We start from the raw sequence: 17,183 nt of genomic DNA, 5'->3' as shown, positions 1-17,183 counted from the left end.
CGGCGAGTGGCCGCCGGGGGGCTCCCCCCGGCGGCCACTCGCCGTTCCAGCAGGTTCGGGTCAGGCCTTGTCGGCCGAGGCCGCGGCGGACCCGGCCGACTTGTCGGGGTCCGGCCCGGCGGCCGGCTTCGCCTCCGCGTCCGCGCCCTCGTCGGAGGCGTCCGCGCTCTCTCCGTCGGTACCGTCAGCTCCGTCAGCTCCGTCGGAGCCCGGCTGTCCGGGCTCCACGATCTCCTCGCGGCCCGGCCGCAGCCGCGCCGAGACGACGATGTACACCACGGCGAGCACGAACACCACGATCGAGGTCCACACATTGAGCCGCAGCCCGAGGATCTCGTGGGCCTCGTCGACGCGCATGTACTCGATCCAGCCGCGGCCCGCGCAGTACCCGGCGACATACAGGGCGAAGGCCCGGCCGTGGCCCATCCGGAAGCGGCGGTCGGCCCAGATCACCAGCAGCGCGACGCCGACACACCAGAGGGACTCGTAGAGGAAGGTGGGGTGGTAGAGCCCCGCCTCCCGGTTCGGCCCCTCACTGATCTCCAGCGCCCAGGGCAGATCCGTCGGCCTGCCGTACAGCTCCTGGTTGAACCAGTTGCCCCAGCGGCCGATCGCCTGGGCGAAGGCGATGGCGGGCGCGAGGGCGTCCGCCCAGGCCGGGAGCGGGATGCCCCGGCGGCGGCAGCCGATCCAGGCGCCGACCGCGCCGAAGGAGATCGCCCCCCAGATACCGAGGCCGCCCTCCCAGATCTTGAAGGCGTCCACCCAGTCCTGACCCTCGCTGAAGTACAGCTGATAGTCAGTGATCACGTGGTAGAGCCGGCCGCCGATCAGGCCGAAGGGCACGGCCCAGACGGCGATGTCGGCCACCGTGCCGGCCTTGCCGCCCCGGGCGATCCATCGCTTGTTGCCGTACCAGACGGCCACGAAGACGCCGATGATGATGCAGAGCGCGTAGCCGCGCAGCGGAAGCGGTCCGAGTTGGATCGCGCCGCTCGACGGGCTGGGAATGTAGGCAAGTTCCATGGCAGGTCCGACGCTACCCTGCCCGGCGCCGGACACGGCAACCCACCCGGGCAACGTCTGGATAACGGGCCGGGGCGGCACGCGGCCGGGAGCGGCGCGCCGACCGCCCCCGGCCCCGTCGTCCGGGCCCCTTCGATCAGGGAGTCGTCGCGGCCGGTGTCGCCGACGGAGAGCCCGTGGAAGGAGTGGCGGACGCGGACGGCGTCGGGGTCAGGGTCCCGGGCCGCTTGCCCTTGTTCGCCTCGGCGACCCACTTCTCCAGATTGGCCGCAGAGATCTGGAGCCCGGCCTTGTCCGGGAAGATCGACTCCCCGTTCAGCAGCACCGTCGGGGTGCCCCGGAAGCCGCCCTCGGCGAAGGCCTTGTTCGATTTGGCGACCCAGGAGTCGTGCGCGCCGTCCTGCACACAGCTGCGGAAGGCGGGGGTGTCCAGGCCCTCGACCTTGCCCGCCAGCTCGATCAGCCTGCTGTTCTTGCCGAAGGCGTCGTCGGCCTCCTGCGGCTGGTTCCGGAAGAGCACGTCGTGGTACTCGGAGAACTTGCCGGCGTCCTGGGCGCAGGCCGCCGCGTTGGCGGCGCGCAGGGAGCCGGTGCCGCCCATGTTGCCGTCGATGATGGTGGCGAGGTTGTACTCGACCTTCAGCTGGCCGGACTTCTCCAGCTCCTGGATGGAGTCCCTCATGACGTTCTCGAACTGCGCGCAGACCGGGCAGCGGAAGTCCTCCCACACCGTGAGCGTGGACGGGGCGTCGCTCGCGCCGGCCGGGAAGGACAGCTGGTCCTTGCCCTCCACGCCCGAGGGCGCCAGCAGCGGACCGGCCTGGGACCCGCCGTCCTTGCCGGAGCCCGCGGTCGCCGCGATCACCCCGACCACGGCGGCCAGTCCGAGGACCGCCACCACCGCCGCGGAGACGATCAGTGTCCGCCGCCGCTTCTCCCGGGCCTTCTCCCGCTCGCGTTCCCTCTGGAGGCGCTCTCGCGCGGTCCCCTGCCGTTCCTGATTGTTGTCGCTCACACCCCGCAAACGAACCGGGGAGGCGCCTGCGCGCCTCCCCGGTTACACAACCACCCGTACGAGCGATCATGTACGAGCGGCGCGTCCTACGCTTCGGCGCGCCCCCGTCGTACGCCCTCGGCCAGCTCGCCCGCCAGCTCGCGCACGGCGAGCAGGCCCGAGGGGCCGTCCGGGGCGTCCAGCAGCCGCTTGACGAAGGCCGATCCGACGATCACTCCGTCGGCGAAGGCGGCGACCTCGGTGGCCTGCTCGGCGTTGGAGACTCCGAGGCCCACACAGACGGGAAGGTCGGTGGTGGCGCGGGTGCGCTCCACCAGGTCCTGGGCCTGGGCGCCCACCGAGGCGCGGGTGCCCGTGACGCCCATCAGCGACGCCGCGTAGACGAAACCCGAACCGGCCTCGACGATCCGGGCGATCCGGGCGTCCTTGCTGCTCGGCGCGACGACGAAGACGGTGGCCAGGGAGTGCTTCTCGGCGTGCTCGCGCCACACCCCCGCCTCCTCGACCGGCAGGTCGGGCAGGATGCAGCCCGCGCCGCCCGCCTCGGCCAGCTCGGCGGTGAACCGCTCCACGCCGTAGCGGTCGATCGGATTCCAGTACGTCATCACCAGCACCGGCTTCCCCGAGGCGGCGTGCGCCTCGCGGACCGTGCGCAGCACATCGGCGATCTTGACGCCGCCGCGCAGGGCGATGTCGTCGGCGGTCTGGATGACCGGGCCGTCCAGGACGGGGTCGCTGTGCGGCAGCCCCACCTCCACCACGTCCGCGCCGGCGTCCAGGACGGCCTTGACCGCCTCGATGCCGCCGTCGACGGTCGGGAATCCGGCCGGGAGATAGGCGATGAGCGCCGCCCGGTTCTCCGCCTTCGCCGCCGCGAGCGTGTCGTTCAGCAGCCGTACCTGTCCGGTCACTTCGCTTCCTCCCCGTCGTACAGCCCGAAGTAGCGGGCGGCGGTGTCCATGTCCTTGTCGCCGCGCCCGGAGAGGTTGACGACCATCAGCCCCTCCTCGCCCAGCTCGCGGCCGACCTCCAGCGCTCCGGCGAGCGCGTGGGCGGACTCGATGGCCGGGATGATGCCCTCGGTGCGGGAGAGCAGGCGCAGCGCCTGCATCGCCTGGTCGTCGGTGACCGCGCGGTACTCGGCGCGGCCCGCGTCCTTGAGGTAGGAGTGCTCGGGGCCGATGCCCGGGTAGTCCAGTCCGGCGGAGATCGAGTAGGGCTCGGTGATCTGGCCCTCCTCGTCCTGGAGGACGTACGAGCGGGAGCCGTGCAGGATGCCCGGCTCGCCCGCGGTCAGGGTGGCCGCGTGCTCGCCGCTCTCGATGCCGTGGCCCGCGGGCTCGCAGCCGACGAGCCGGACGCCGGAGTCCGGGAGGAAGGCGTGGAAGAGCCCGATGGCGTTGGAACCGCCGCCGACGCAGGCGACGGCCGCGTCGGGGAGGCGTCCGGCGCGCTCCAGGATCTGGCGGCGGGCCTCGACGCCGATCACCCGGTGGAAGTCGCGGACCATGGCCGGGAAGGGGTGCGGTCCGGCGACCGTGCCGAAGAGGTAGTGGGTGTGGTCCACATTGGCGACCCAGTCGCGGAAGGCCTCGTTGATGGCGTCCTTGAGGGTCCTGCTGCCGGACTTCACTGGGATGACCTCGGTGCCGAGCATCCGCATCCGGGCGACGTTGAGCGCCTGGCGCTCGGTGTCGATCTCGCCCATGTAGATGGTGCATTCCAGGCCGAAGAGGGCGCAGGCGGTCGCGGTGGCGACGCCGTGCTGGCCCGCTCCGGTCTCGGCGATGACTCTGGTCTTGCCCATGCGCCGGGTGAGCAGCGCCTGGCCCAGAACGTTGTTGATCTTGTGGGAGCCGGTGTGGTTGAGGTCCTCCCGCTTGAGGAAGACCCGGCCGCCGCCCGCGTGCTCGGCGAACCGGGGCACCTCGGTGAGGGGGCTCGGTCGGCCCGCGTAGTTGACCATGAGGTCGTTCAGCTCGGCGGCGAAGGCGGGGTCGGCCTTGGCCTTCTCGTACTCGACGGCGACCTCGTCGACGGCGGCGACGAGGGCCTCGGGGATGAACTTGCCCCCGAAGTCGCCGAAGTAGCCGGCGGGGGTGGGGACCTGACCGTCAGGGTCCGGAATGAAGAAGTCAGAAGACATCCGACGTACTCCTCGGGCGGGGCGCGAAGCCCCTGAAGTCTGAAAGGTGCAAGGGACACGGTGTGCGCACGAATGACATGGTCCCGCCGGACGGCCGGATGTCCGGGAACGACCGGAGGGGCCGGCCGGGTGTCGCCCTCGCGAAGGCTCCGGCGCGCGCGGGCGTGCCGCGTGCGGGCCGGAAGCGGGGAGGGCTCCCCGGGTGGAATCGGTGTCAGTGGTGCGCGGTGGCCGCGTGTCGCCATCGCATGCCGTTGACCTGGCCGGGCTCCGAGCCGATCACATAGCGGACCCGGCGGCCGTGCACCCGCCTGGCCGGCGCGCGGCAGCCCCGGGGGCGGCAGCCGCGCGCGAGGCGCGCGTACCCCTCACCCGGGACGGGTCGCGGACGGCTCAGGACGGCGGGCACGGCGGCGGCTCAGCTCCGGCCGTGGCGCAGGGCCGGGTGGGCTCCGGCGGCGACCAGGTCGGCGACGGCCCCCTTGGGGTCACGCCCGGTGACCAGGGACTCGCCGACGAGTACGGCGTCGGCTCCGGCGTTGGCGTAGGCGATCAGGTCGTGCGGACCGCGCACCCCGGACTCGGCCACCTTGACGATGTGGGCCGGGATGTCCTCGGCGACGCGCTCAAAGGTCGAGCGGTCGACCTTGAGGGTCTTCAGATCGCGCGCGTTGACGCCGATGATCTTCGCTCCGGCGGCGACCGCCCGCTCGATCTCGTCCTCGTCGTGGACCTCGACCAGCGGGGTCAGCCCGATCGACTCGGCGCGCTCGATCAGCGAGACCAGGGCCTCCTGCTCCAGCGCGGCCACGATCAGCAGCACCAGATCGGCCCCGTAGGCGCGGGCCTCCCAGAGCTGGTAGGCGGTGACGATGAAGTCCTTGCGCAGCACGGGGATGTCCACCCGGGCGCGCACGGCCTCCAGGTCGGCGAGGGAGCCGCCGAAGCGGCGCTCCTCGGTCAGCACGGAGATGACGGCCGCGCCGCCCGCCTCGTAGTCGGCGGCGAGTGCGGCCGGGTCGGCGATCGCGGCGAGCGCGCCCTTGGAGGGGCTGGAGCGCTTCACCTCGCAGATGACCTGGACGCCTTCGCCGCGCAGCGCGGCGACGCCGTCCCGGGCCTCGGGAGCCTGGGACGCGCGCTCCTTGAGCTCGTCGAGGCTCACGCGCGCCTGCCGTTCCGCGAGGTCGGCGCGTACGCCTTCGATGATCTCGTCGAGCACACTCACCCGAGCGGCCCCCTTCCGGAACGATTGATGGTTAAGGATCAGCCATGTCGATGGTATCCGCAGCGGGGCCCCGGCCTCGCATCCGGTTGACGGCTGTCCCACTGGGTGGGACCGGAGGCGGTTCACCCCTTGAGACGTCAGGGGGCCAGGGCAGAGCCGAAGGGGAGGTTCCGCACCACGCTGAACAGCAGTGCGGCCACGCCGAGCGACCACCACCAGGCCGGTGCGAGGGAGAGCCGCAGGGGGCGGGCCCGTACGGCGTGAATCAGCCAGATCACCCAGACAACGGCGAAGACGAGATAACCGGCGACGGCGACCGCGTTGGCTCCCAGGGCCGCGGCCCAGTCGCCGGTGACGAAGGCGTGGGCGCTGCGCAGCCCGCCGCACCCGGGGCAGTAGAGACCGGTGAGGCTGAGCAGCGGGCAGACCGGGTAGTGGCCGGGCTCATTGGGGTCGACCGCGCCGACGTAGGCGAAGGCCGCGACGACCGGGGCCAGCACGGCCAGCGGCGGGGCGAGCCTGCGGGCGAGCGGGGCGGGGCCGGGCGGCGGCCCGGGGGCGACGGATGAGGTCATGGCTTTCACCCCGTGATTGTCTCCGCGACCGCGGCCGGCGGCCCGTGCGGCGCGAACGGGCAAACGGGGACGCGGACCGGCCGGGCCGGTCCGCGTCTCCGCTCCCCGGGGGCTCAGACGGAGGCGCGCCCGTGGGCGCGGGCCGCCAGGGTGGCCTGCTCGCGGGCTTCGAGCTGCTCGGCGGACTTCTTGGGCATGCCGAGGCCGGTGCGGCTCATCGCCAGGCCGACGACGCCGCCGACGAGAACGATCACGATGCCGCCCCAGAAGCCGAGGGGGTTGGCGGCGACCATGAAGACACCGGAGACGCAGAAGCCGATGAACGAGATGATGACGCCGGTCCAGGCGGCCGGGGTGTGTCCGTGGGCGGTGGCCGACATGAATTGCTCCTCGTGTGAAGTCCGTGGCGGCGCGGTGCCGGTGCTCCCCTGGGGGGGCCGGTTCCGTGCCGTTGAGCCGCTGCCCGGGACGCTCCGGGCTCGCGGCCTCATTCTCCCGCACGCCGTGCGTCGGCACGCGCCCGGGGGCGGGTGCGGCGGGGCGCGGGGATCACCGTACGGCGGCGGGGCGGCGCGCCGGTCAGCCGGTGGGGTCCTCGCCCCGGTCCAGCGCCTTCCACAGGTCCTCGGGGCGGTCGGGGTCGACGGCGGCCGGGGCGGCGGCGGCGCGGGGCGATCCGTCGCGCTCGTACCGGCCCGACATGGCGGGCCAGCGGGCGCCGTAGCGGAGCGCGAGAAGGCCCGCGAGGAGGATCAGCACGGCTCCGACGGCGGTCGCGTAGGGCCAGGCCGTATGGGTGAGGGCCTCCACCGTGGCGGAGGAGTGGCCGACGGTCTTCGCCGCCTCCAGCTCCAGGGTCTCGCGGTCGAAGGCCCCGGCGTACGCGGCGGCCGCCGCGCCCGCGCCGCTCAGCGCGAGCAGGGCCGACACCAGGAGGCGGCTTCTGCCGCGCACGGCGAAGACGGCGACGAGGGCGGCCAGGCCGACGATCGCGAGGGCGGTGGGCACACCGGTGACCTCGCTGCCGCTGGCGTCCAGCGGCAGGGCTCCGCCTGCCACGGCGGCCCGGCCCTCGGCCCAGATCTGACCGGAGGCGAGAAGGACGACGGTCGCGCCGACGGCTCCGAGGAGCAGCGCCGCGGCGAGGCTTCGGCGGTCGCCGTTCGCGGCGGCCGATGCGGCGGCGGCGCGGGGCTGGGGTACGGGAACAGCACTCACCCGCCCCACTATCCCTTATGGCCCCGGGCGTTCGTCGGCCGGTTGGGGCTACCGGCCGGTATGGCTCTGGAGGCGGTTGGCGGTGTGGACGGCACGGAGTACGGCCGCCGCCTTGTTGCGGCATTCGGTGTCCTCGCCGACCGGGTCGGAGTCGGCCACCACACCGGCTCCGGCCTGCACGAACGCGGTTCCGTCGCGCAGTAGGGCGGTACGGATGGCGATCGCGGTGTCGGAGTCCCCGGCGAAGTCCAGATAGCCGACGCAGCCGCCGTACAGTCCGCGTCTGGCCGGTTCCAGCTCGTCGATGATCTGCATGGCGCGGGGCTTGGGAGCGCCGGAGAGGGTGCCCGCCGGGAAGCAGGCGGTGAGTACGTCGAAGGCGGTGCGGCCCTCGGCGACCTTTCCGGTGACGGTGGAGACGATGTGCATCACATGGGAGTAGCGCTCGATGGACATGAAGTCGACCACCTCGACGCTGCCCGGCGCGCAGACCCGGCCCAGGTCGTTGCGGCCGAGGTCGACGAGCATCAGATGCTCGGCGCGCTCCTTGGGGTCGGCCATCAGCTCGTCGGCGAGGGCCTGGTCCTCCTGCGGGGTCGCGCCCCGGGGGCGGGTGCCCGCGATGGGGTGGACCATGGCGTGCCCGTCCTCGACCTTGACCAGGGCCTCGGGGCTGGAGCCGACGACGTCGAAGCCGTCGAAGCGGAAGAGGTACATGTACGGGCTGGGGTTGGTGGCCCGCAGCACCCGGTAGACGTCCAGCGCGCTCGCGGTGCACTCGGTCTCGAACCGCTGGGAGGGCACCACCTGGAACGCCTCGCCGGCCCGGATGCGCTCCTTGATGTCCTCGACGGCGTCCTGGTACTGCTCGCCGCCCCACTTCGCGGAGAACTCGGGGAGTTCGGAGGGGGGCAGTACGGCCGGTACGGAGACCAGCGGACGGGCGAGGTCGCGCTCCATGGCGTCCAGCCGGGCGACGGCGTCCGCGTGGGCCTCGTCGAGTCCGGTGTCGAGATCGTTGTGGTTGATCGCGTTGGCGATCAGCAGGACCGTGCCGTCCCAGTGGTCGAGTACGGCGAGATCGGAGGTGAGCAGCATGGTCAGCTCGGGGAGCCGGAGGTCGTCGTGCTCGCCGGGGCCGATCTTCTCCAGCCTGCGGACGATGTCGTAGCCGAGGTAGCCGACCATGCCGCCGGTGAAGGGCGGCATGCCGGAGGCCAGGTCACGGGGGGTGTGCAGGGCCTCGACGGTGGCGCGCAGGGCGGCCAGCGGGTCGCCGTCCAGCGGGACGCCGACGGGCGGGGTGCCCAGCCAGTGGGCCTGACCGTCACGCTCGGTGAGCGTGCCGGCGCTGCGGACGCCCACGAAGGAGTACCGGGACCAGGACCTGCCGTTCTCGGCGGATTCCAGGAGGAAGGTGCCGGGGCGCTCGGCCGCGAGCTTGCGGTAGAGCCCCACCGGGGTGTCTCCGTCCGCGAGCAGTCGGCGGCTGACGGGGATGACACGCCGGTCGACGGCGAGCTTGCGGAAGGTCTCCAGGTCCATGGCGGTTGACCCTACTAGCCCAGCGGGATCGGGCCCGCGTCGAAGCAGGTGCGGTCCCCGGTGTGGCAGGCCGCGCCGACCTGGTCGACCTTGACGAGGAGGGTGTCGCCGTCGCAGTCGAGGGCGACGGACTTGACGTGCTGGACATGGCCGGAGGTGTCGCCCTTGACCCAGTACTCCTGGCGGCTGCGGGACCAGTAGGTGCAGCGGCCGGTGGTGAGGGTGCGGTGGAGGGCCTCGTCGTCCATCCAGCCGAGCATGAGCACCTCGCCGGTGTCGTACTGCTGGGCGATCGCGGGGACGAGACCGCCGGTGTCGCGCTTGAGGCGGGCGGCGACGGCGGGGTCCAGGGAGCTGGCGGGGACACTGCTGGTCATGGCATCCATTGTGCCGCGCCCCGGCGGCCGGGCGGGCCCGGCGTCCACAAGGCGGACGGGGCCGGGCGGGGCCGGACGAGGCCGTACGGCACTGGGCGGGGTCCGGGAGGTCCGGCCCGGGGGTGAACAGGACGTATCCGCTGGGCGGAGCGGTGGCGGTCGCCGTACGCTGGCTGTATGTCGACCCATGCCAAACGTGAACGGCTTCTGCTCGCCGATCTGTTGGAAGCGGCGGGCCCAGACGCCCCGACCCTGTGCGAGGGCTGGACGACCCGGGATCTCGCGGCCCATGTGGTGGTCCGCGAGCGCCGCGCCGACGCCGCGGCCGGACTCCTGCTCTCCGCGCTGCGCGACCGTCTCGAACGGGTGCAGGCGGAGTTCGCCGCCAAGCCGTACGAGGAGCTGATCCAGCTGATCCGCACCGGGCCGCCGAGGCTCTCCCCGTACGCCCTCAAGCAGGTGGACGAGGCGGCGAACACGGTGGAGTTCTTCGTCCACGCGGAGGATGTGCGCCGGGCGCAGCCGGACTGGACGGCGCGGCCGCTGGACAAGGTGTTCCAGGACGCGCTGTGGGCGCGGCTGGAGAAGGCGGCGCGGCTGCTGGGCCGGAAGTCGCCGGTGGGGCTGGTGCTGCGCCGTCCGGACGGTCAGACGGCAGTGTCGCACCGGGGGACGCCGGTGGTGACGGTGACCGGTGAGCCGGGTGAGCTGACGGTCTTCGCCTTCGGGCGGCAGGACGCGGCCCAGGTGGATCTGGCGGGCGAGGCGGAGGCGGTGGAGCGGGTCGTCAAGGCCCCGCTGGGCATGCCGCTCTGACCGGGCGGCTCCCCCGGGTGGTGCCCGCCCGGCGGGACCGGGCGGGCACCATGGGCGCTCACCAGCGGACGGGCAGCTCCCGCACGCCTCGTATCAGCATCCCCGGCAGCCAGGAGAGGGCCGCCTCGTCGGTGTCCGGGGCGAGGTCGGGGAAGCGGTCCAGCAGGCCCCGGATCGCGATGCGGCCCTCCAGCCGGGCCAGTGGCGCGCCCAGACAGTGGTGCAGTCCGTGGCCGAAGGCGAGATGCCCCCGGGCGTCCCGGTGGATGTCGAACCGGTCGGGGTCCTTGAAGCGCGCCGGGTCCCGGTTTCCGTCGGCGATGCCGATGAGCACGGTGGCGCCGGCCGGGATGGTCTCGCCGCCGATCTCCACGTCCTCCAGGGCGAGGCGCATGGTGCTGTTCTCCAGCGGGCCGTCGTAGCGGAGCATCTCCTCGACGGCCCCTTCGAGGAGTCCCGGGTCGGCCCGCAGCTCGGCGAATTGTCCGGGGTGGGCGAAGAGCGCGCGGACGCCGTTGCCGATCAGATTGACCGTGGTCTCGTGCCCGGCGACCAGGATCAGGAAGGCCATCCCGATCAGCTCGTCGGGGGAGAGCCGGTCGCCGCCTTCGTCGACGGTGTGGATCAGGCTGCTCAGCAGGTCCTCGGCGGGGCTGGCGCGTTTGGCGACGACCAGCTCCCGGAGGTACGCCGCCATCTCGCGGAACGCGTTCGCCTGGATCTCGGGGTCGGTGGGCGCGACAACCTCGTTGGACCAGGCGCGGAAGGCGACGCGGTCGAGCTCGGGCACGCCGAGCAGTTCGCAGATGACCGTCATCGGCAGCGGGAAGGCGAAGGACATGACCAGATCCGCCCGGCGCTCCGGCTGCGCCGCCATCGCGTCGAGCAGCTCGTCGGCTATTCGCTGGACCCGCTCGGTCATCTCCTCGACCCGGCGCGGGGTGAACCCCCTGGCGACCAGCCGGCGCAGCCGGGTGTGGTCGGGCGGGTCGGACATCAGCATGTTGGCGAGGGCGGGCAGATCGTCTCCGACGCCCATGGCCTCATTGACGGCTCCCGGTCTGAGCCAGTCCCGGCTGAGCCGGGGGTCGGTGAACGCGGTGCGGCAGGCCTCGTGTCCGACGACGAGCCACATCTCCAGATCGGCCGGGGTGCGTACGTGGTGGACGGGGCCGCGCGCGCGGAGCGCGGCGTAGACGGGGTAGGGGTCGCGGAAGAAGTCCGGACTGAGTTCCAAGAGATCGGCGATGGGCCGGGCCGCCATGCTGCTCCTCGCTGTTCACGCGCGCTGACTGCGCACGTGGGATCCAGCAGCACGCTAGTCCGGGCCCGGAGCTCGAAGAACATCACTTTCGGCCTTGTGGCCACGGCGTTCGGACAGTTCGGACGGTTCGGTGGCTCGATGCGGGCGTCCGGCCCGCGCGGGCTCCCCGGGCCGGGCTGAGCCGGGCCCGGGGAGTCTTCGGGAGTCAGCGGACCGGGTGTCCGGCCTCGCGGAGCGCGTCCTTGACCTGACCGATCCGGAGGTCGCCGAAGTGGAACACGGAGGCGGCCAGCACCGCGTCCGCGCCCGCCGCGACCGCGGGGGCGAAGTCGGCCAGCCGGCCCGCGCCGCCGCTGGCGATCACGGGGACGGTGACGTGCCGGCGGACCGCGGCGATCATCTCGGTGTCGTAGCCGTCCTTGGTGCCGTCGGCGTCCATCGAGTTGAGCAGGATCTCGCCCGCGCCCAGTTCGGCGGCGCGGTGCGCCCATTCGACGGCGTCGATCCCGGTGCCCCGGCGACCGCCGTGGGTGGTGACCTCGAAGGTGCCCTCCGGGGTGCGCCGGGCGTCGACGGAGAGCACCAGCACCTGGCGGCCGAAGCGCTCGGCGATCTCCTGGATCAGCTCGGGGCGGACGATGGCCGCCGTGTTGACGCCGACCTTGTCCGCGCCCGCCCTCAGCAGCCGGTCGACATCGTCGGCGGAGCGGACCCCGCCGCCGACGGTGAGCGGGATGAAGACCTGCTCGGCGGTGCGGCGCACCACGTCGTAGGTGGTCTCGCGGTTGCCGGAGGAGGCGGTGATGTCGAGGAAGGTCAGCTCGTCCGCGCCCTCGGCGTCGTAGAGCTTGGCCATCTCGACGGGGTCGCCGGCGTCGCGCAGATTCTGGAAGTTGACGCCCTTGACGACCCGGCCCGCGTCGACGTCGAGACAGGGGATGACCCTGACGGCGAGCGTCATACGGAATCACCCCGGTGGGCCTCGACCTCGACCTCGACCACGAGCCGGGGGTCGACGAAGCCGGAGACAATGATCATGGAGGCGACGGGGCGCACCTCGTCGAACAGCTCCTTGTGGGCGCGGCCGACCTCGTCCACGTCCCGGGCGTGGGTGAGGTACATCCGGGTCCGTACGACGTGGGAGGCGTCGAGGCCCAGCTCCTTCAGTGCGGCGATCGCCACATTGAAGGAGTTCACGGCCTGTTCGTAGGGGGTGCCGTCGGCGATCTCGCCGTCGATGACCGAGGTGCAGCCGGAGACCAGTACGAGGCCGCCGGGGAGTTCGACGGCCCGGGAGTAGCCGAACAGCTCCTCCCAGGGGGCGCCGGTGGAGACGCGTCGTACAGCGCTCACTCCGACACCGCCGCGAGTGCTTCCTCCAGGGTGAAGGCCTTCGCGTAGAGCGCCTTGCCGACGATCGCGCCCTCGACGCCGACGGCGACGAGGGAGGAGATGGCGCGGAGGTCGTCCAGGGAGGAGACGCCGCCGGAGGCGACGACGGGCTTGTCGGTGACGGCGCAGACGTTCTTCAGCAGCTCCAGGTTGGGGCCCTGGAGGGTGCCGTCCTTGGCGATGTCGGTGACGACGTAGCGGGCGCAGCCCTCGGAGTCGAGGCGGGCGAGGGTCTCGTAGAGGTCGCCGCCGTCGCGGGTCCAGCCCCGGCCGCGCAGGGTGGTGCCGCGTACGTCGAGGCCGACGGCGATCTTGTCGCCGTGTTCGGCGATGACCTTGGCGACCCACTCGGGGGTCTCCAGGGCCGCGGTGCCGAGGTTGACCCGGGTGCAGCCGGTGGCGAGGGCGGCGGCGAGCGAGGCGTCGTCGCGGATGCCGCCGGAGAGTTCGACCTTGATGTCCATCGCGCCGGCGACCTCGGCGATCAGCGCGCGGTTGTCGCCGGTGCCGAAGGCGGCGTCGAGGTCGACCAGGTGGAGCCACTCGGCGCCCGCGCGCTGCCAGGCGAGGGCGGCGTCGAGGGGGGAGCCGTAGGAGGTCTCCGTACCGGACTCCCCGTGCACGAGACGGACGGCCTGGCCGTCGCGGACATCGACGGCGGGGAGGAGTTCGAGCTTGGTCACAGTGTTCCGATCCAGTTGGTCAGCAGCTGGGCGCCGGCGTCGCCGGACTTCTCGGGGTGGAACTGCGTCGCCGTCAGCGCGCTGTTCTCCACGGCGGCGACGAAGCGCTCGCCGTGGGTGGCCCAGGTGACCCGGGGCGCGCGGATGGCGGGGTTGGTGACTTCCAGGTCCCAGTCGTGCGCCGCGTAGGAGTGCACGAAGTAGAAGCGGGAGTCGGGGTCGATCCCGGCGAAGAGGGTGCTGTCGGCGGGGGCGTCCACAGTGTTCCAGCCCATGTGGGGGACTACCGGGGCCTTCAGCGGGCCGACCGTGCCGGGCCACTCGTCGAGTCCCTCGGTCTCCACGCCGTGTTCGATGCCCCGGGAGAAGAGGATCTGCATGCCGACGCAGATGCCCATCACCGGCCGGCCGCCGGAGAGCCTGCGGCCGATGATCCATTCGCCGCGGGCGCGGCGCAGTCCGTCCATGCAGGCGGAGAACGCGCCGACGCCGGGGACGAGGAGTCCTTCGGCGTTCATGGCGGCGTCGAAGTCGCGGGTTATCTCGACGTCCGCGCCGACCCGGGCCAGGGCCCGCTCGGCGGAGCGGACATTGCCGAATCCGTAGTCGAGGACGACGACTTTCTTGGCCGCGCTCATGACCACACGCTCAATCGGAGGACTCCGGCGACCAGACACATCGACGCGCCGATGGAGAGCAGCACGATGACACCCCTGGGCAGCCCCTGCTTGACGAAGGAGTAGACGCCGCCGAGGAGGAAGAGTCCGAGGACGATCAGGATGGTGGAGAGGCCGCCGCTCACAGCGCACCCTTCGTGGAGGGGAGGATTCCGGCGGCGCGGGGGTCGCGCTCGGCGGCGTACCGCAGGGCCCGGGCGAGCGCCTTGAACTGGCACTCCACGATGTGGTGCGCGTTGCGCCCGTACGGGACGTGGACGTGCAGCGCGATCTGGGCCTGGGCGACGAAGGACTCCAGGATGTGCCGGGTCATGGTGGTGTCGTACGAGCCGATCATCGGCGCCATGTTCTCGGGCTCGGTGTGCACGAGGTAGGGGCGGCCGGAGAGATCGACGGTGACCTGGGCGAGGGACTCGTCCAGCGGCACGGTGCAGTTGCCGAAGCGGTAGATGCCGACCTTGTCGCCGAGGGCCTGCTTGAAGGCGGCGCCGAGGGCGAGGGCGGTGTCCTCGATGGTGTGGTGCGAGTCGATGTGGAGGTCGCCCTCGGTCTTCACCGTGAGGTTGAAGAGGCCGTGGCGGCCGAGCTGGTCGAGCATGTGGTCGTAGAAGCCGACCCCGGTCGACACATCGACTTTTCCGGTGCCGTCGAGATCGATCTCGACGACGACGGACGTCTCCTTGGTGGTGCGCTCCACCCTGCCCACGCGGTTCATGCGCTCTGCTCCTTCTTCAACTCACGGACCGCGTCGAGGAACGCGTCGTTTTCTGCGGGGGTGCCCGCGGTGACCCGCAGCCGGCCGGGCACTCCGTTGTCCCGGACCAGGACGCCCCGGTCGAGGAGGTACTGCCAGGCCCGGTGCGCGTCGGGGAACCGTCCGAACTGCACGAAGTTGGCGTCGGAGTCGGTGACCTCGTACCCGATGGCGCGCAGCTCGGCGACCAGGCGGTCGCGCTCGGTCTTCAGCTGCTCGACATAGCCGAGCAGGGTGTCGGTGTGCTCCAGCGCGGCGAGCGCGGTGGCCTGGGTGACGGCGGAGAGGTGGTACGGCAGGCGCACCAGCTGTACGGCGTCGACCACGGCGGGGCAGGCCGCGAGATAGCCCAGGCGCAGTCCGGCCGCGCCGAACGCCTTGGACATCGTGCGGGAGATCACCAGATGGGGGCGGCCCTGAAGCAGCGGCAGCAGCGAGGGCCGGTGGCTGAACTCGACGTAAGCCTCGTCGACCACGACCATCGAGGGACCGGCGGCCTGGGCCGCCTCGTACAGCTCGATCACGGTCTCGGCGGCGACGGCGGTGCCGGTGGGGTTGTTGGGGGAGGTGATGAAGACGACCTCGGGCCGGTTCTCGGCGATGGCCCGGACGGCGGCGGCCGTGTCGATGGTGAAGTCGTCATTGCGCGGGCCGGAGATCCAGCCGGTGCCGGTCCCCCGGGAGATCAGCGCGTGCATCGAGTACGAGGGCTCGAAGCCGATCGCGGTGCGCCCCGGGCCGCCGAAGGTCTGGAGAAGCTGCTGGAGCACCTCGTTGGACCCGTTGGCGGCCCAGATGTTCTCGGTGGCGACCCGGTGCCCGGCGGTACGGGTGAGATAGCGGGCCAGCTCGGTGCGGAGCGCGACGGCGTCCCGGTCGGGGTAGCGGTTGAGGCCGCGCGCGGCCTCGGTGACCCGCTCGGCGATCCGCGCCACCAGCGCCTCGGGCAGCGGGTAGGGGTTCTCATTGGTGTTCAGCTGTACGGGGACGTCCAGCTGGGGGGCGCCGTACGGGGACTTGCCGCGCAGCTCCTCGCGGACGGGCAGGTCGTCGATGCCCAGGGGTCCGGTCTCCACCGGGTCGGTCCTCGTCGAGTCGGTGGTCACTGGCCGGGCACCTTCCACGAGAAACGGGCCTTCATCGCCGCGCCGTGCGCGGGCAGGTCCTCCGCCTCGGCCAGGGTGACGACGTGGTGGGTCACCTCGGCGAGGGCGTCGCGCGTGTAGTCCACGATGTGGATGCCGCGCAGGAAGGACTGGACGGAGAGTCCCGACGAGTGGCAGGCGCAGCCGCCGGTCGGCAGGACGTGGTTGGAGCCGGCGCAGTAGTCGCCGAGGGAGACCGGCGACCAGGGGCCGACGAAGATCGCTCCGGCGTTGCGCACCCGGGCGGCGACGGCGGCGGCGTCGGCGGTCTGGATCTCCAGGTGCTCCGCGCCGTACGCGTTGACGACGCGCAGGCCCTCTTCGACGCCGTCGACCAGGACGATCGCGGACTGCCGGCCGGAGAGGGCGGGCAGGATCCGGTCCTCGACGTGCTTGGTGGCCGCGAGCTGGGGCGTCAGCTCCCGCTCGACCGCGTCGGCGAGTTCGACGGAGTCGGTGACCAGGACGGCGGCGGCCAGCGGGTCGTGCTCGGCCTGGCTGATCAGGTCGGCGGCGACGTGCACCGGGTCGGCGCTCTCGTCGGCGAGGACCGCGATCTCGGTCGGACCGGCCTCGGTGTCGATGCCGATCCGGCCGGTGAAGTAGCGCTTGGCGGCCGCGACCCAGATATTGCCGGGGCCGGTGACCATGTTCGCCGGGGCGCAGCCGTCGGGGCCCTCGGTGCCGTACGCGAACATCGCGACGGCCTGCGCGCCGCCGACGGCGTAGACCTCGTCGACGCCGAGGAGGGCGCAGGCGGCGAGGATGGTCGGGTGGGGCAGGCCGCCGTGCTCCTTCTGCGGCGGGGAGGCGAGCGCGATGGACTCGACGCCGGCCTCCTGCGCGGGGACCGCGTTCATGATCACGGAGGAGGGGTAGACGGAGCGGCCGCCGGGGGCGTAGAGCCCGACCCTCTCGACCGGGACCCATTTCTCGGTGACCGTGCCGCCGGGCACGACCTGGGTGGTGTGCTCGCCGCGGCGCTGGGCGCGGTGGACGATCCTGGCCCGCCGGATGGACTCCTCCAGGGCGGCCCTGACCTCGGGGTCGAGCCCCGCCAGCGCGTCGGCGAGCGCGGCGGCGGGCACCCGGACCCGCTCCAGGGTGACGCCGTCGAACTTCCGCGCGTACTCGATCAGCGCCTCCGTACCGCGATGATGCACGTCCTCGCAGATGGGCCGCACCTTCTCCAGGGCGGCTTCCACGTCGAACTCGGCACGGGGCAGCAGGGCGCGCAGGGCGGCCCCCTCGGGGAGGGCGTCGCCGCGCAGATCGATTCGGGAGATCACAGGGTCAATTCTCGCAGACCGGATTCGGCTGCC

General features: G+C 72.4%; 21 protein-coding genes. 1 reads left to right on the top strand and 20 read right to left on the bottom strand.

Annotated elements, in window-relative coordinates; genetic code table 11:
• Positions 1-60: 60 nt before the first annotated feature.
• From lgt to hisI, 11 genes are all read right to left on the bottom strand, one after another.
• Complete coding sequence (lgt, locus tag IE247_RS27655) at positions 61-1,026, bottom strand: prolipoprotein diacylglyceryl transferase (protein WP_190126028.1); 966 nt, start codon at positions 1,024-1,026, stop codon at positions 61-63.
• 136 nt (positions 1,027-1,162) lie between these two features.
• Positions 1,163-2,041, bottom strand: coding sequence for a DsbA family protein (locus tag IE247_RS27650; protein WP_190126027.1), 879 nt, complete (start codon positions 2,039-2,041; stop codon positions 1,163-1,165).
• An 86-nt stretch (positions 2,042-2,127) separates the two neighbouring features.
• Entirely contained in the window at positions 2,128-2,952 is an 825-nt protein-coding gene (gene trpA / locus IE247_RS27645) for a tryptophan synthase subunit alpha (protein WP_190126026.1), read from the bottom strand.
• On the bottom strand, positions 2,949-4,187 hold the full coding sequence (trpB, locus tag IE247_RS27640; RefSeq protein ID WP_190126025.1) for a tryptophan synthase subunit beta: 1,239 nt from the start codon (positions 4,185-4,187) through the stop codon (positions 2,949-2,951). The genes trpA and trpB overlap by 4 nt, the downstream gene beginning before the upstream one ends.
• Before the next feature lie 214 nt (positions 4,188-4,401).
• Positions 4,402-4,596, bottom strand: coding sequence for a tryptophan biosynthesis modulator TrpM (gene trpM / locus IE247_RS27635; RefSeq protein ID WP_229869383.1), 195 nt, complete (start codon positions 4,594-4,596; stop codon positions 4,402-4,404).
• Between the two features lie 9 nt (positions 4,597-4,605).
• Positions 4,606-5,415 carry an indole-3-glycerol phosphate synthase TrpC gene (trpC, locus tag IE247_RS27630; protein WP_190126024.1) on the bottom strand — a complete coding sequence of 270 codons (810 nt, stop codon included), beginning with the start codon at positions 5,413-5,415 and terminating at the stop codon, positions 4,606-4,608.
• A gap of 137 nt (positions 5,416-5,552) precedes the next feature.
• Positions 5,553-5,990, bottom strand: a complete 438-nt coding sequence (locus IE247_RS27625; protein WP_190126023.1) for a DUF2752 domain-containing protein — start codon at positions 5,988-5,990, stop codon at positions 5,553-5,555.
• 113 nt (positions 5,991-6,103) lie between these two features.
• Positions 6,104-6,370, bottom strand: coding sequence for an HGxxPAAW family protein (locus IE247_RS27620; protein ID WP_190126022.1), 267 nt, complete (start codon positions 6,368-6,370; stop codon positions 6,104-6,106).
• 199 nt (positions 6,371-6,569) lie between these two features.
• Entirely contained in the window at positions 6,570-7,217 is a 648-nt protein-coding gene (locus IE247_RS27615; RefSeq protein ID WP_190126021.1) for a TIGR02234 family membrane protein, read from the bottom strand.
• 39 nt (positions 7,218-7,256) lie between these two features.
• Complete coding sequence (locus IE247_RS27610) at positions 7,257-8,753, bottom strand: anthranilate synthase component I (protein WP_190126020.1); 1,497 nt, start codon at positions 8,751-8,753, stop codon at positions 7,257-7,259.
• A gap of 14 nt (positions 8,754-8,767) precedes the next feature.
• Positions 8,768-9,139, bottom strand: a complete 372-nt coding sequence (hisI, locus tag IE247_RS27605) for a phosphoribosyl-AMP cyclohydrolase (RefSeq protein WP_373305615.1) — start codon at positions 9,137-9,139, stop codon at positions 8,768-8,770.
• 168 nt (positions 9,140-9,307) lie between these two features.
• On the opposite strand from hisI, the gene IE247_RS27600 reads away from it, so the two are divergent.
• Positions 9,308-9,946 carry a TIGR03085 family metal-binding protein gene (locus IE247_RS27600; protein WP_190126018.1) on the top strand — a complete coding sequence of 213 codons (639 nt, stop codon included), beginning with the start codon at positions 9,308-9,310 and terminating at the stop codon, positions 9,944-9,946.
• Between the two features lie 58 nt (positions 9,947-10,004).
• On the opposite strand, the gene IE247_RS27595 is transcribed toward IE247_RS27600, so the two are convergent.
• The 9 genes from IE247_RS27595 to hisD form a co-directional block, all read right to left on the bottom strand.
• Positions 10,005-11,210, bottom strand: coding sequence for a cytochrome P450 family protein (locus tag IE247_RS27595; RefSeq protein WP_190126017.1), 1,206 nt, complete (start codon positions 11,208-11,210; stop codon positions 10,005-10,007).
• Positions 11,211-11,415: 205 nt separating this feature from the next.
• Positions 11,416-12,171 (bottom strand): imidazole glycerol phosphate synthase subunit HisF, encoded by a 756-nt coding sequence (gene hisF / locus IE247_RS27590; RefSeq protein WP_190126016.1) that lies wholly within the window; start codon positions 12,169-12,171, stop codon positions 11,416-11,418.
• The gene (locus IE247_RS27585) at positions 12,168-12,563 is read right to left on the bottom strand and encodes a RidA family protein (RefSeq protein ID WP_190126015.1); all 396 of its coding nucleotides are present in this window, start codon (positions 12,561-12,563) and stop codon (positions 12,168-12,170) included. Before IE247_RS27585 ends, hisF begins: the two co-directional genes overlap by 4 nt.
• Positions 12,560-13,285 (bottom strand): bifunctional 1-(5-phosphoribosyl)-5-((5-phosphoribosylamino)methylideneamino)imidazole-4-carboxamide isomerase/phosphoribosylanthranilate isomerase PriA, encoded by a 726-nt coding sequence (gene priA / locus IE247_RS27580; RefSeq protein WP_190126014.1) that lies wholly within the window; start codon positions 13,283-13,285, stop codon positions 12,560-12,562. Before priA ends, IE247_RS27585 begins: the two co-directional genes overlap by 4 nt.
• Positions 13,282-13,923: an imidazole glycerol phosphate synthase subunit HisH gene (hisH, locus tag IE247_RS27575; protein WP_190126013.1), complete on the bottom strand. Its 642-nt coding sequence runs from the start codon at positions 13,921-13,923 to the stop codon at positions 13,282-13,284. The genes priA and hisH overlap by 4 nt, the downstream gene beginning before the upstream one ends.
• A complete protein-coding gene (locus IE247_RS27570; RefSeq protein ID WP_190126012.1) occupies positions 13,920-14,087 on the bottom strand; it encodes a CG2302 family histidine operon protein in 168 nt (55 codons plus the stop codon). The genes hisH and IE247_RS27570 overlap by 4 nt, the downstream gene beginning before the upstream one ends.
• Entirely contained in the window at positions 14,084-14,677 is a 594-nt protein-coding gene (hisB, locus tag IE247_RS27565; RefSeq protein WP_190126011.1) for an imidazoleglycerol-phosphate dehydratase HisB, read from the bottom strand. Before hisB ends, IE247_RS27570 begins: the two co-directional genes overlap by 4 nt.
• Positions 14,674-15,822 (bottom strand): histidinol-phosphate transaminase, encoded by a 1,149-nt coding sequence (locus IE247_RS27560; RefSeq protein WP_229869382.1) that lies wholly within the window; start codon positions 15,820-15,822, stop codon positions 14,674-14,676. The genes hisB and IE247_RS27560 overlap by 4 nt, the downstream gene beginning before the upstream one ends.
• Complete coding sequence (gene hisD / locus IE247_RS27555) at positions 15,819-17,150, bottom strand: histidinol dehydrogenase (protein ID WP_190126010.1); 1,332 nt, start codon at positions 17,148-17,150, stop codon at positions 15,819-15,821. Before hisD ends, IE247_RS27560 begins: the two co-directional genes overlap by 4 nt.
• Positions 17,151-17,183 lie beyond the last annotated feature (33 nt).

This window comes from Streptomyces inusitatus (assembly GCF_014651115.1).
Classification (GTDB): domain Bacteria; phylum Actinomycetota; class Actinomycetes; order Streptomycetales; family Streptomycetaceae; genus Streptomyces; species Streptomyces amakusaensis.
This window is presented reverse-complemented; position numbering and strand designations above follow the sequence as displayed.

What these genes read in the sequence shown, in the direction of transcription:
- lgt (WP_190126028.1), bottom strand. Translation starts at nt 1,026, where the DNA reads ATGGAACTTGCCTACATTCCCAGCCCGTCGAGCGGCGCGATCCAACTC.
- trpB (WP_190126025.1), bottom strand. Translation starts at nt 4,187, where the DNA reads ATGTCTTCTGACTTCTTCATTCCGGACCCTGACGGTCAGGTCCCCACC.
- IE247_RS27625 (WP_190126023.1), bottom strand. Translation starts at nt 5,990, where the DNA reads ATGACCTCATCCGTCGCCCCCGGGCCGCCGCCCGGCCCCGCCCCGCTC.
- IE247_RS27620 (WP_190126022.1), bottom strand. Translation starts at nt 6,370, where the DNA reads ATGTCGGCCACCGCCCACGGACACACCCCGGCCGCCTGGACCGGCGTC.
- IE247_RS27610 (WP_190126020.1), bottom strand. Translation starts at nt 8,753, where the DNA reads ATGGACCTGGAGACCTTCCGCAAGCTCGCCGTCGACCGGCGTGTCATC.
- hisI (WP_373305615.1), bottom strand. Translation starts at nt 9,139, where the DNA reads ATGGATGCCATGACCAGCAGTGTCCCCGCCAGCTCCCTGGACCCCGCC.
- IE247_RS27600 (WP_190126018.1), top strand. Translation starts at nt 9,308, where the DNA reads ATGTCGACCCATGCCAAACGTGAACGGCTTCTGCTCGCCGATCTGTTG.
- IE247_RS27595 (WP_190126017.1), bottom strand. Translation starts at nt 11,210, where the DNA reads ATGGCGGCCCGGCCCATCGCCGATCTCTTGGAACTCAGTCCGGACTTC.
- hisF (WP_190126016.1), bottom strand. Translation starts at nt 12,171, where the DNA reads ATGACGCTCGCCGTCAGGGTCATCCCCTGTCTCGACGTCGACGCGGGC.
- hisH (WP_190126013.1), bottom strand. Translation starts at nt 13,923, where the DNA reads ATGAGCGCGGCCAAGAAAGTCGTCGTCCTCGACTACGGATTCGGCAAT.
- hisB (WP_190126011.1), bottom strand. Translation starts at nt 14,677, where the DNA reads ATGAACCGCGTGGGCAGGGTGGAGCGCACCACCAAGGAGACGTCCGTC.